The 13155-nt window shown below is 56.8% G+C and carries 8 protein-coding genes and 1 riboswitch; of the genes, 2 read left to right on the top strand and 6 right to left on the bottom strand.

The genetic code is table 11. The features are described 5' to 3' along the window. Positions 1-26: 26 nt before the first annotated feature. On the top strand, positions 27-734 hold the full coding sequence (gene folM, locus SHEW_RS00245; protein ID WP_011863858.1) for a dihydromonapterin reductase: 708 nt from the start codon (positions 27-29) through the stop codon (positions 732-734). Between the two features lie 118 nt (positions 735-852). On the opposite strand, the gene moeB is transcribed toward folM, so the two are convergent. The 4 genes from moeB to SHEW_RS00225 all read right to left on the bottom strand — a co-directional run bounded on the left by moeB (position 853) and on the right by SHEW_RS00225 (position 7237). Beyond that, on the bottom strand, positions 853-1620 hold the full coding sequence (moeB, locus tag SHEW_RS00240) for a molybdopterin-synthase adenylyltransferase MoeB (protein WP_011863857.1): 768 nt from the start codon (positions 1618-1620) through the stop codon (positions 853-855). Positions 1621-1630: 10 nt separating this feature from the next. After that, positions 1631-2878: a molybdopterin molybdotransferase MoeA gene (moeA, locus tag SHEW_RS00235; protein ID WP_011863856.1), complete on the bottom strand. Its 1248-nt coding sequence runs from the start codon at positions 2876-2878 to the stop codon at positions 1631-1633. Between the two features lie 181 nt (positions 2879-3059). Further along, a complete protein-coding gene (locus tag SHEW_RS00230; protein WP_011863855.1) occupies positions 3060-4130 on the bottom strand; it encodes an efflux RND transporter periplasmic adaptor subunit in 1071 nt (356 codons plus the stop codon). Beyond that, the gene (locus SHEW_RS00225; protein ID WP_011863854.1) at positions 4127-7237 is read right to left on the bottom strand and encodes an efflux RND transporter permease subunit; all 3111 of its coding nucleotides are present in this window, start codon (positions 7235-7237) and stop codon (positions 4127-4129) included. The genes SHEW_RS00230 and SHEW_RS00225 overlap by 4 nt, the downstream gene beginning before the upstream one ends. 529 nt (positions 7238-7766) lie before the next feature. On the opposite strand from SHEW_RS00225, the gene ftnA reads away from it, so the two are divergent. Continuing rightward, positions 7767-8291 carry a non-heme ferritin gene (ftnA, locus tag SHEW_RS00220; RefSeq protein ID WP_011863852.1) on the top strand — a complete coding sequence of 175 codons (525 nt, stop codon included), beginning with the start codon at positions 7767-7769 and terminating at the stop codon, positions 8289-8291. Between the two features lie 178 nt (positions 8292-8469). On the opposite strand, the gene SHEW_RS00215 is transcribed toward ftnA, so the two are convergent. Beyond that, the gene (locus tag SHEW_RS00215; RefSeq protein WP_223294748.1) at positions 8470-11676 is read right to left on the bottom strand and encodes an EAL domain-containing protein; all 3207 of its coding nucleotides are present in this window, start codon (positions 11674-11676) and stop codon (positions 8470-8472) included. A gap of 390 nt (positions 11677-12066) precedes the next feature. Continuing rightward, a complete protein-coding gene (gene ribB / locus SHEW_RS00210) occupies positions 12067-12720 on the bottom strand; it encodes a 3,4-dihydroxy-2-butanone-4-phosphate synthase (protein ID WP_011863850.1) in 654 nt (217 codons plus the stop codon). A gap of 169 nt (positions 12721-12889) precedes the next feature. Beyond that, positions 12890-13089, bottom strand: a riboswitch (FMN riboswitch). Positions 13090-13155 lie beyond the last annotated feature (66 nt).

Below are 13155 nucleotides of genomic sequence, written 5' to 3'. Positions count from 1 at the left end.
TATCGGGAATCAAAGGGTGCATCAGGATGCAAAAAACCATACTCATCACAGGCGTAGGCAAGCGTATCGGCCTCTATCTGGCCGAGGCCTTTCTCACCCGCGGATACAAGGTGATAGGCACCTATCGCAGCCACTACCCCAGCATAGATGCCCTCACCAAACTGGGCGCCGACCTCTACCCCTGTGACTTCACCGTTCAAAGCCAGCTCGAAGAGCTTATCCAGACGCTAAAGCAGAACTATCGTCAGCTGGATGCGGTGATCCACAACGCCTCGCTCTGGCTAGATGACAATGACCCAGCGGGCGCCGATCAGGTGATCGCCCAGATGATGCAGGTCCATGTCTATGCGCCCTACCAGCTCAACCTCGCCCTCACGCCGCTACTGCAAAACCAGCAGGCCATGACAGACATCATCCATATCACCGACTATGTGGCGCAGAAAGGCAGCAAGAAGCATATCGCCTACGCCGCCAGCAAGGCCGCGCTGGAAAACATGACCCTCTCCTTCGCCGCCAAGTTGGCCCCAAAGGTGAAGGTCAACGCCATCGCCCCGGCGCTGATCTGTTTCAACGAGCATGACGATGCCGCCTATCGCGAGAAGGCCAGGGCCAAGTCGGTATTAGCCAGAGAGGGCGGCGAAGTCGAAGTGCTGCAGGCGATAGACTACCTGATGCAGAGCCAGTATGTGACGGGGCGTTCCCTGGCATTGGATGGTGGCCGGCAGCTGAAATAGACTGCCGATTGATATCGCCCCCGAGCGAGAGTCAAACGATGACACACAAAAAAGCGAGGCCTTAGCCTCGCTTCTTATTCAACTACCTAGATCAAACCACTCAGAAGTAAGTAAATGCTCACATACCGCATACCTGGCAATGAGGCTGCTTAGGTAGCTTCATCTCGCGAAACTCCATGGTCATGGCATCTATCATCAGGATGCGGCCGCTGAGGGTCTTGCCCATCTTAGCCAGCACCTTAATCGCTTCCACCGCCTGCAGGCAACCTATCATACCCACCACGGGCGCCAGAATGCCCGACTCGACGCAGGTCAGCTGTTGGTCGCCAAACAGCTTGCTGTAACAATGATAACAGGGGCTCTGCTCACCATAGTCGAATACGGTAACCGTACCCTCCATACGGATGGCAGCGGCCGACACCAAAGGCACCTTGTGTTGAAAACAGGCCTGATTGAGCTGCTCGCGCACCACTATGTTGTCGGTACAGTCCATCACCAGATCATGCTCGGCCACCAGCGCCAGGATCTGCTCGTCATCGAGCACGGCGTTGATGGTCTCGACCCTGAGGTGGGGATTGAGCTGCATCAAGGAGGTCTTGGCCGACTCCACCTTGGGCTGGCCGATAGTGGCGTCGTGGTGCAGCACCTGCCGCTGCAGGTTCGACAGCTCGACGGTATCGAAATCCACCAGGGTCAGCTGACCCACTCCGGCGACCGCCAGATATTGGGTAGAGGCACAGCCTAGGCCGCCGGCACCTATCACCAGCACTTTTGCCTGCTTGAGTCGCTCCTGGCCTTCGAAGTCCATCGCCTTGATGGAGATATGGCGGCTATAGCGCAAGATCTCTGCGTCGGAGAGGATCTCTTCTTGGGTATTCGGCTCCATCTGTCCGCCCTTAGAGTGCCAGCACTGAGTTGAAGGGTTCCACAGTCACCAGGCTACCGTCAGGCGTATCGCCCTGCTCCTGCGCCAGGATAATGAAACAGTTGGCCAGACTCATGGAAGTAAGCATGCCAGAGCCCTGACCTCCGGTGACACTCACCTCGGCCTCACCTTGGGCATTTTGACTCAGCACGCCACGCTGATACTCGACCCGGCCTGGGAACTTGCGTAGGTTACCCTTGAGCTTGGCCTGCAATTGCAGTGGCTTCACCTGAGGCAGGCCCTGCATCTTGTTAAGCAGCGGCCACACCAACTTGTAGAAGGTCACCATGGAGGAGACGGGATTACCCGGCAGACCACAGAAGACCGCCTCGCCGATACGACCGAAGGCGAACGGCTTGCCCGGCTTGATGGCCAGTTTCCAGAAGGTGATCTCCCCCTCCTCGTCGAGGATCTGCTTGGTAAAGTCGGCATCCCCCACAGAGACGCCGCCCGAGGTGAGCACCATATCGGCGTTGGCCGCTGCGTTACGAAACGCGGCACGGATCGCCTCTGGGTCGTCTTCGATCACCCCAAGGTCTATCCACTCGACGTTGGCGCGGCTCAAGAGGCCTTGAATGCTGTAACGGTTGGAGTCGTAGATCTGACCCGGCGCCAATTCTGTGCCCACCGGGCGCAGCTCGTCACCGGTAGAGAAGAAGGCTACCTTGACCAGACGGGTCACCCGTACCTGGCTGGCGCCTATGGTGGCCAGTACGCCCATCTCGGCGGCGCCGATCTGGGTGCCGGCGCAGAGCACCTTGCCACCCGTCATCACCTCTTCGCCGCGACGACGCACGTTGGCGCCTAACGCCTTTGGCGCCTCAATCACTATGCTGTCGCCGTCGACCTCGACTTTTTCCTGCATCTGCACTGTGTCGTAACCCGGCGGTACAGGCGCGCCCGTCATGATGCGCACACAGGTATTAGCACTGGCCTCACCCTCGAAAGGGTGCCCGGCAAAGGAGTGACCTATGAGGGTGAAACGATTGCCCTGAGCCAGATCCTCGAAGCGGAAAGCATAGCCATCCATCGCCGAGTTATCAAAGGGTGGCAGGTCTATGCTAGAGGCCAGGTCCTCGGCCAGCACACGCCCCAACGCATGGGGAAGCTGCACCATTTCCGATTCTTCCAGTGGACGAACTTGTTCCAAAAGCTTGATGATGGCTTCATCGGGATGCATTAGGCTGGGTTTTGCACAAGGATCGGCTTGCATAGACATAGAGTACCTTAGCGTTAACTGTAGGATATGAGTAAAAGCGAATATTGCCGCTCATTATGCCACGCTGAGATCAGAAGACTATGATCTCGACGGCAGTTTTTGGCCACAATCCGCCGAGATTCAACCAAAAAGCCGACACCAGCTGGGCGGATGTCGGCTCGACTATCTCCAAAGGTATAGATTAACCGGCGCTCAGCTCCTGGTTATTGGCCTGCACCTTCACCTGCTGGCCATCTTGCAGCGTCTCGGCGCCGCGAATCACCACCTGGTCGCTGTCGCTGAGTTCACCCTTGACGGCGATCCACTCCCCTTCACCATCGCCCAGCTCCACGGCCACCTTCACCGCCTTGTTACTCTCGTCTATCTTGAACACGAAGGCACCGGCGGAGCGCAGCACCACGGCGTCGCGGGGCACTAAGGTGGTCAGCTGTTTAGGAGCAATTGGCAGTGCCAGGGAGACCAACTCGCCGACGTTGAGCATATCCTGCCGCTCGAGTGGTAGGTCGATGCGAGCCTCGAAGGTCTGGGAGCGCACATCAGACACGGGGATCAGGCTGCGGATCTTAGCGGAGAACTCCCCCAGGCCATGATAGACCCGCAGTTCATCCCCCACCTTCACCCGGCGACTGTGCTTGAGCGGCGCATGCAGTCTGATCTCCAGGTTGTCCGGGTCTGTGATGGCGACGATTGACTCGGCGCGGCTGATATCCTCACCCGCCTGACGTTGACGCGCCGTGATGATGCCTGCAAAGGGCGCCTTCACCTGGGTGCGGGCAATATCATCGAGGATCATCTCGAGTTTGATCTGTGCCAGCTTGAGGTTAGCGGCGGCCAGGTCGCGATCCGAACGCGCCTTATCCAATTCGGTCTCCGAGGCGTTCTTATTAGCCATCAGCTTCTGCAAGCGCTTCAGCTCGCGATTAAGCCTAGACAGCCCCACAGTCTCATACTCTATCTGCGCCTCTTGCTGAGCCTTCTGCAACTCAAGGCGAGTCTTCTCGATGCGGGCGACCACCTCACCCGCCTTCACTAGCGTACCGGCCTCGATCACCCACTCGAGCTTACCCTCGATGCCCGCGGTCAGCTCGGCATAGTTACGGGAGTGCACAGATCCTATCACCATGATCTTGGGCGACAGGGCGCGGTTCTCAACCTGAACCACCTGCACCAGACGCTCGGGCGCCTCGCCCTGGGCCCAGCTCGTGGGGCCGATTAGAGAGAGCGCCAGCACAGCGGCAATTAAGGATCTCATGACTTCACTCCTGTGGTGGATGAGAGGGCTGGCTCGTCGGCCAGCCTATTGGTAACTGGGCTCAGCCTATGGGTCAGACGCAACAGGCTGGGCATCAAAATAAGGGTAAACAAGGCGCTAAAGGTCATGCCGCCGACGATAACCGCCGCCAGGCCGCGATAGATCTCGCTGCCGACGCCGGGCACCAGCATCAGCGGCAGCATGCCGAAGATGGAGGTCAGGGTGCTCATATACACAGGGCGGGCACGGGTCGCCACGGCCTGAGCGATGGCCAGGTCGATATCCGGCGTCTCGCGATAACTCTGGCGGGTCTGATCCACCAGCAGGATGGCGTTATTGACCACCAACCCCAGCAAGATGATGAAACCTATCATGGTCAGCAGATCCAGGCTCTGGAAACTAAACAAGTTTAGCAGTCGCAGGCTGACCACACCGCCACAGATCGCCAGCGGCATAGAGAGCAAGACTAGCAGGCTATCCTTGGCCGACTTAAACATGGCGGCCATCAAGAGGAAGAGGATCACCACGGCCAGGGCGAAGTTGGCGCCCATATCCTTGATGGTACTGTCGAGCTTGTCGGCGCTGCCACGATACCCGAGTGAGCTGTTTTCCGGCAGGCTGGCTCTCAGGGTTGGTACCGCCGACTGGTTGAGTTTCTCCAGCGCCTCATCCAGGGACATATCCGCTGGCGGGAAGATCAACAGGCTGACGCTGCGCTTGCCATTGACTCGCTGCAGCTGGGTTGGCCCCACAGTTCGCTTGAGGGTCGCCAGCTCGCCTATGGTCTGAATACCGGCGGCCTGGGTATAGACAGGAGTCGCCGATAGTTGCTCGGGCACCTGCCACTTGGGCCCCTTGAGCAGCACATCCATGCGTTCGTTACCGTCGAAATACTCACCCACAAACAAGCCAGAGGTGTAGGCGCGAATGGCGTTGGCTATCTGAATCCGGTCGACACCAGCCTGGGCCAAGCGGCGCTCGTTGGGGATCAACTGCAGCTCGGGTTGTGCCATGGAGAGGCCTGGAATCGGCCTAACCACGGCGCCGGGCAGCGCCTCTTGGATCAGTCCCATTCCCTTGCCTGCCGTCTCCATCAGGGCCTCCATGTCGGCCCCCTGGAGGTCGATATTGATCGCCCGACCGCCGTTAAAGCCAAACTGCAGCAGGGAGCCGCGGTTGGTAAAGGCCTGGGTATCGGGCAGTCCCACCAAGATCTCCTTGTTGAGCAGCTCTATCATGGCATCGGCCTGGGACGGATCTTCAGGATAGATAAACAGCACGTTGAAGGCGCTGTACATGGAGAAGTTATATCCCTTGATATAGGGCTGCTTCTCCTTGTCATAGTATGGCTTGAGGCGTTCTATGATCACATCGCCCACCTCCTTCTCCAGCGTCTTGACGTTTGCACCCGGTGGCAGGGCAAAGAAGGCAAATATGCCGTCCGAGCGCGCCTGGGGCAAAAAGTCGGGTCTCGGCATCAGGACCGCCGTCAGCATGGCGGCTCCTAGGATCAGGGTGACACACCAGAAGACGGCGCGTTTGGTGTCACCGGTGAGGCGCTGCACGGTTGCCGATATCCAGCGCCACAGGCGGCCGCTCTGCTGGCCATCATCCTGGGGTGAGAGCTTGAGCCAGAGCAGACTAAATACCGGGATCAGGGTGATGGCACTGATAAAGGAGGAGACCACGGCCACCGACAGGGTGAGCGCCAGATCAGAAAACAGCTGCCCCTCCACCCCGGGCATAAATAGGATCGGCAGGAAGATGGCGACCGTCGTGGCGGTGGAGGCCAACAAGGCGCCCTTGACCTGATCTGTGCCCTTGGCGATGGCCTCGCGGATCGGCGTCCCCTGCTGCAGGATGCGCACGATATTCTCCTGCACTATGATGGCAGCATCCAGCACCAGGCCGACGGCGAAGGCCAGGCCCGCCAGGGAGATCACGTTCAGGGTACGTCCCATCATCTCGAGGAAGAAGAAGGCGATCAGCAGGGCGACGGGAATAGTCGAGGCGATCATCAGGGTCGCGCGGAAGCTGCGCAGGAAGGCATAGAGGATCACCAGTGCCAGCACCACACCGATCGCCAGGTTGCCCTTCACCAACCAGATAGCCCGCTTGATATGCACAGAGGCGTCGAAGGAGAGATCCAACACCAACCCCGCCTCCTTCAGCGGCCCCTGATTAAGCTCGGCAATCGCCTCGTTGACGCCATCGAGCACCTTAACCGTATTGGCATCGAAGGTGCCCTCCACCGTCATATAGTAGGCAGGATAGCCGTTACGCTTGGTAAAACCCTGCACATCGGCACTCGATACTTCCACATCCGCCAGCTCGTTGAGGTAGATGGGACGCCCCTCGTTGTAGGTGACGATGAGATTGCCCAGATTCTCCGGCGTGTATTGGCCGATGAAACGCACCGTATATTGGCGACGACCCACATTGGCGGTGCCGCCCGAAATATCCGCCGCCCGCGAAAGTGTGCTGCGCAGTTGATCCAGAGTGATCCCCAGCGCCGCGGCGCGATAGGGGTCGAACTCGATATGTAACTCTTTCGGCAAGCGACTCTGCAGGCGCACCGAGCCTACGCCTGAGATCAGCCTCAGTCTGGGCTCCACCACATCATCGATCAGCTTCTGATACTGGGCGAAGTCGGTAGCCGGATTGTCCGGCGCCATGCGGATCAACAGGGAGGCCAGGTTGGGTGCGCCGTTACCGCCGCCGACATTGATGAATGGCTCATTGGCATCCAGCGGCCTGGGGGGAGTCTGATTGAGCGCGTTGATCACATTGATCATCCCCGCCTGCATGTCGCTGCCCACCTCGAAGGTCAGTGTAATGCCGCCAAAGCCCTGGGAGATGTTGGAGGTCATCTCAACCACGCCGGGCACCTGGCGCAACACATTTTCCTGGGGCTCTATGATGTTGGACTCCATCTCCTGGGGCGCCGCCGAGCGCCAATTGTTGAAGACGGAGATCTGCGGCCGTTGAATGTCCGGCAGCAGCTGGATCGGCAGCTTGCCTATGGCTAACACGCCGAATATGGCAATCAGCAGCAGGGCCACTAGGGTACCGGCAGGGTTATTGGTGCTTAATTTGGTGAGGTTCATCGATTGTCCCACCCCAGGCACGTCAGACCCGGCTGGGGTTATGAGCTTAGTTTCTTGACCCTAAAGCCTAGAGACAAAATGTTAATAAATCCGCCTGATTTGGTTAGCAAATGTAACAAGCAGACATGAATGCACCCCAACAGGCCGTTAACGATAATTATTTGCATTTAAAAACATTGAGTTAAGTAAAGATGGTTGCAATTCACTGGGGGGTTAAACACAATAAATAGGGCCTATTGACCTTTCCTGTTTGTTTTTGCAGCAGTTTGAAGGTGATTGATACAAGGCAGAGCCTGAGTCGTGTAGTGGTTCTACACAAACTGGCGATAACGCAGTAGAAATGGCCTGCAAACGCTGCCCTATGGGTTCATCTAAACGCGCCCTGCACTTTGTTGCTCGCAATTCACATAGAGTAACTATGCTTCATTGCTCTCGCCTCGAGCAAAACGCGTTTAGATAGAACAAAAATTAAACCTGAAAGGTGAACAGGCCCTAGCACCAAGAAATGACTTAATTTAAGGATGTAACTATGCTGGCACAAACGATGATAGATCAGTTGAACGCGCAAATTAATGTGGAGTTCTTCTCCTCTAACCTCTACCTACAGATGAGCGCCTGGTGTGAAGACAAGGGCTTTGAGGGTGCCGCGAAATTTATGCGTGCTCACGCCGAAGAGGAGATGCAGCACATGCATCGTCTGTTTACCTATGTGAGCGAAACTGGCGGCATGCCGCTGCTGGGGGCAATCGAAGCGCCACAGTCACAGTTCGATTCGCTACTGGCCCTGTTCGAATACACCTATGAGCACGAGCAGATGATCACCAGCAAGATCAACGCGCTGGCCCACACAGCCTTTACCAATCAGGATTACTCGACCTTCAACTTCCTGCAATGGTATGTGTCTGAGCAGCACGAAGAGGAGAAGCTGTTCAAGTCTATCGTCGATAAGATCCGTCTGGTGGGCGAAGATGGCAAGGCGCTCTTCTTCGTCGATAAAGATCTGGCGCAGATGGCTCAGCAGGAGTCTGCCAGCGTGATGACAGTCGGCGAATAAGCCAGATGCGGGGCATGGCGCCCCGCCTTTCCCCCGCTATGTTTCCCAAATGGGCTTTCCACATTAGTTTTCCGCGAAGGCACTCGCCCAGTAAGCTTTGTCTCAAGCCTAATACTCGAGCACCTCTCCCAAACCGTTTCTAAGCAATCTGGCTATCGGCAGCGATTGAGTTGAGCAGTCAAAGCAATGAGGTCGGTTTCTCTCTAACGATGCGGCGCAGCAAGGGCTCGAGCTCCTTGAGCGGCATGGGCTTGGCCACAAGATAGCCCTGCACGAAGTCACAGCCTAACCCCTGCAGGAAGCTGCGCTGCGGCTCGCTCTCCACCCCTTCGGCCACTAGGCGCATATCCAGGCTCTGCCCCATGGTGATGATCGCCTTGATCAGGTTGGCATCCGCCCTGTCTTCCAACATGTTGTCGACGAAACTCTTGTCTATCTTGATCACCGAGATGGGGAACTGCTTCAGATAGCTGAGGGAGGAGTAGCCTGTGCCGAAATCATCCAGGTAGATCTCCACCCCGAGGTGACGAATCGCCGTCAACGCCTTAAGCGACAGCTCGGTGTCGGCCATCAGAATCGATTCGGTGATCTCTATGTGGACATATTGGGGCGCTACATCATATTTCTGTAGCAAGCCGTTGAGCATGCAGGCGAAATGGCTGGGATCGCCGTGGGCCAGCTGACGACCAGAGACGTTGATCGCCATGTTGATCATTATCCCCTGGCTATGGCACTGGCGCAGATCACGCAGCGCCTGCTGGATCACCCACTCGCCGATAGGCTCGATCAGCCCTGTCTCTTCGGCGATGGGGATAAACTCGTCGGGGGGCACCAGACCACGCTGTGGATGACGCCAACGCAGCAAGGCCTCCAGGGCGACACCTTCACCGCTGCTGGTATCGACAATCGGCTGATAATGCAGGCAGAACTCGTGTTGCAGCACGGCGCTGCGCAGCGACTGCTCCAGGGTGATACGTGCCAGCATGTTGTTGTTCATGTCGGGAGAGAAGTAGCCGAAGCAGTTGCGGCCATCTTGCTTTGCCTGATACATGGCGGTCTCGGCATTACGGGTCAGCACCTCGACACTGGTGCCGTTGCTGGGGTAACAGCTGATGCCGACACTGGCGGAGATCAGCAGCTCGTTGCGGTTGATGCCGAAAGGCGACGACAGGTGCTGCAATATATTCTGCGCCCGCTGCTCTATCTCGCCCTGATGCTTGGTGTGCCCCATGACCACCACAAACTCGTCGCCACTGAGACGGGCGACGAAGTCATGCTGTTCCAGCAGGGCTTCCAGCCTAGCGGCCGCCACCTGCAGCAGCTCGTCGCCCACCGCGTGGCCATAGATGTCGTTGATGTATTTAAACCTGTCCAGATCGATGAAGAGCACGGCCACAGAGCAGCAACGCTGCTCCGCCAGCTGCAACATCTGTGACAGGCGCGAAGTATAGAGCTGACGATTAGGCAGGTTGGTCAGGGCGTCGTAGTTGGACTTGTACCAGATATCCTGCTCGTACTTCTTACGGTTACTGATATCCAGGAAGAGGCCGATATGTTGCACCACCCGCCCCTTGTCATCCTTCACCACGGTAATGGCCAGGTATTCGGGAAAGATCTGGCCATTCTTACGCTTGTTCCAGATCTCCCCCTGCCACTTGCCGTATTGCTTGAGCGACTGCCACATCTGCTCATAGAAGTGATGGGGTTGCTGATGGGAATTGAGGACGGCCGGGCTGCGACCCTTCACCTCCTCCAGGGTATAGCCGGTGATCTGGGTAAAGGCGGGGTTTACCGCCTCGATCAGGTTATCCTTGTCGGTGACCACTATCCCTTCGGCGCAGTATTCAAACACCGCCGAGGCCAGGGAGAGTTCACGGTTGGCCTCCTGGCGCTCACTCAACATGGCGTTGAGGGCCATCGCCATCTTGGCGACCTCGTCTCGCCCATCCACCGGCACAGACAGCTGCAGCTGAGTATTCTGGGCCATGCGCTGCATCAGGGAGGCTATGGTGCCGATACGGGTCACCAGGTTATTGACTATGAGACGACCCAAGACGATCAAAAACAGAAAGTTGCACATGGCCGCCATGATGCCTAACACCAGGAAGCTGAGCGCCTCGCGCCCCTGACGTTGTACCAAGTTAGCTATGTTATTGCTCAGGGTCAGGCTCGCCTGATTCATCTGCCCCAGGGCCTCAGTGGCCAGCGCCCACCATGCTTCACTGGCTACCGCCGGATGTTGGTGTTGCAGCTGAGAAAGAGCCGCCAACATGGCCTGATCGGCTATGATGGCTCGCCCCTCTTGTGGAAGGGGTCCGGCATGACCTGATAATCTGTGCTGGCGCTGGGCATCCACCGCCTGACGATACTGCTCCACGGTATTATCTATCTGGGCCAGCGCCTCGCGCTGTGGCGAGGTCACATGGGGCAGCTTCTGGGCCTGTTGCAAAAGCCCCTGTATGGCCAGGCAGTCCTCTTCGAACAGTATGATGTTGGTCTCTTCGCCCGAGAGCAGGTAATCCTGATAGTGATCGATCAAGCCGCCATACCCCAGCCGCTCCCTGAGGCGATTGGCCAGCAGAATAAGATTCACCTGCGCCTTCACCCGCCCTTTCATCAGCAGCAGCTCCTGGGTCGCCTCGTTATCTAGGGTCTCCTTGATCAGGGCAAGATCCGCCGGGGAAGTGGTCGAGAGCATTTCGTGGAAGGCGTCCAGCAGGTCATCCTGCATCGAGTATTGGGCGAGATATGCCTGATGATCTAGGCTGTCGGCGGCCAGCAGGCGGTTGAGCAGGTCGCGATCTTTGCCCGCCAACTCCTGTAGCTTGAGCATATGGATAAGGTCATTGTAGGCCTTGGCGAGCAGGGTGTTTTGTACCTGGGACTGGATCTGGGAGATGAGCACCAAGAGGTGCTGAGTGAACTCGCTGTAGAAGTTAAAGCCGCTTCCCTCAGTGCGACTATCTATTCCCTGACGCACCTGCTTGAGGCGGGCGCCCAGGGCATGAATGGTATCGACACTCTGTTGCAGGTTGACGCTCGGCCTGTCTATGTCGCTGAGGGAGAGATGCAGGTTAGCGATATTGGGGGCATCCAGCAGATCCTGCAATGCCTTGTCTGTCTGGCGCCGCTGGGTCTGTAGCCGCCGCTCGAATCGATTACCCTGGCTGGCGACAAAACCGGCCGACAGGCCGCGCTCGTTCTGCAGGGCGAAGATGAGCTTCTGGGTCTGCTCTGTGATCATCACCCCCAGGGCATTGCGCTGGGCCGTCTGCTGACGCTCGATCAGATCGAGCATGCGCAAGCTGCCGAAGATCAGCAGCAGCAACATGGGGATAGTCGCCAGCAAGATTAATTTCTGGCTCAGACTATACCGGTTCAGCATAGATGACATCTTAAGCGCTCCTTGCTCGATTATCACAAAAGCAGACGCGAGGAATTTAGGGTCTGAGAGTAGTAACATAGCCTAACCCCCGCCGTCATACCTATTTCACCAAAGTCTAATCTAGGTCACGAAATTAACGCTTCGATGGTGAATTATTAGATAAGCCTTTATTTTTTATTAACATTTAAATTGAAGAGAAGATTTTGCAGGAAGGCGTTCGGCGCAAGCAGAGCGAGGTTGGCACAGGGATTGACACAAAAAAAGCCGATGAGATCGGCCATTTTATCGATTTCAACTAAACAAATAACCAATAATTAACTGTTTGTTTAGCCACACATGACAAATCAATTAGCTCATATGAGTTAGCTGATTTGCGCTAACGCGTTTGGGTTAGCTCGCCTTTTCCAGCAATGACTTGCGATAGCAGACGATATCTTCGATGGTCAGCACAGGCATCTTATGCTGCTCGCCGAAGGCGATGATCTCTGGCAGACGCGCCATTGTGCCGTTGACATTAGTCACTTCACACAGCACGCCGGCCGGCTTGAGTCCCGCCAGCTTCATCAGATCTATGGTGCCCTCGGTATGGCCCCGACGTGTTAGCACGCCACCGGGCTGCGCCCGTAGCGGATAGACATGGCCGGGACGGGCCAGGTCGCTAGGCTTGGCATCATCGGCGATGGCGGCCTTGATAGTGGTTACGCGATCGGCCGCCGACACACCTGTGGTCACCCCCACCTTGGCTTCGATACTCACGGTAAAGGCGGTGCCGTATTGGCTGGAGTTGTCTTCCACCATGGGCGGTAGCTCCAGCTGCTTCACCCGCTCGTCGGTGAGACAGAGACAGACGATACCGCTACATTCACGGATCAGCAGTGCCATCTGTTCTTGGGTCAGGTGTTCTGCGCTATAGATAAGGTCCCCTTCGTTTTCGCGATCTTCATCGTCGACCACCAGCACGCCTTGACCGGCTCTAAGCGCCGTGAGAGCTGCTTCGACGCGAGTGATGGCATCGCCAAAGGGAGAAAGTAGAGACTGATTCATGGTTAAATCCTTAGTAAGACTAATAAAATGGTTTTTCCAGAATCAGGGCATGCAGAAAATGACGTGCCTTGGAGTCTCTTTGAAAAAGATATCCAGGCTCGCCGAATAAGAGGTGTGCAGGCACGAGAAAAGTATGAGGCTAGGCTCATCTTCTCGCGGTCACGCAATCTTATATTCTCTTTCATCCGGACTTAGTGCACTCGGTGCTCATTACCGTCGGCTCTGGAATAGATGGCTTGTTGCACACTTCACCAGATCTGCTGACCCTAGCTGCACACTAATACCTAGATGCAAATAGGCGCTCGCGGGCTGACATCCCATAGGATGATTACCGCCGGTGGGGAGTCTCACCCCGCCCTGAGAATGTACTCTCCTTTGATGGAAAGCGCCGCTATGGTGCGCCTAAAACCATCAAAGTACAAGCGCTAGGGGTGA

It is taken from the genome of Shewanella loihica PV-4 (assembly GCF_000016065.1).
Taxonomy (GTDB): Bacteria; Pseudomonadota; Gammaproteobacteria; order Enterobacterales; family Shewanellaceae; genus Shewanella; species Shewanella loihica.
This window is presented reverse-complemented; position numbering and strand designations above follow the sequence as displayed.

Bases quoted from the DNA above. Each gene is read 5' to 3' on its own strand.
- folM (WP_011863858.1), top strand. From the start codon at position 27: ATGCAAAAAACCATACTCATCACAGGCGTAGGCAAGCGTATCGGCCTC.
- moeB (WP_011863857.1), bottom strand. From the start codon at position 1,620: ATGGAGCCGAATACCCAAGAAGAGATCCTCTCCGACGCAGAGATCTTG.
- moeA (WP_011863856.1), bottom strand. From the start codon at position 2,878: ATGTCTATGCAAGCCGATCCTTGTGCAAAACCCAGCCTAATGCATCCC.
- SHEW_RS00230 (WP_011863855.1), bottom strand. From the start codon at position 4,130: ATGAGATCCTTAATTGCCGCTGTGCTGGCGCTCTCTCTAATCGGCCCC.
- SHEW_RS00225 (WP_011863854.1), bottom strand. From the start codon at position 7,237: ATGAACCTCACCAAATTAAGCACCAATAACCCTGCCGGTACCCTAGTG.
- ftnA (WP_011863852.1), top strand. From the start codon at position 7,767: ATGCTGGCACAAACGATGATAGATCAGTTGAACGCGCAAATTAATGTG.
- SHEW_RS00215 (WP_223294748.1), bottom strand. From the start codon at position 11,676: ATGCTGAACCGGTATAGTCTGAGCCAGAAATTAATCTTGCTGGCGACT.
- ribB (WP_011863850.1), bottom strand. From the start codon at position 12,720: ATGAATCAGTCTCTACTTTCTCCCTTTGGCGATGCCATCACTCGCGTC.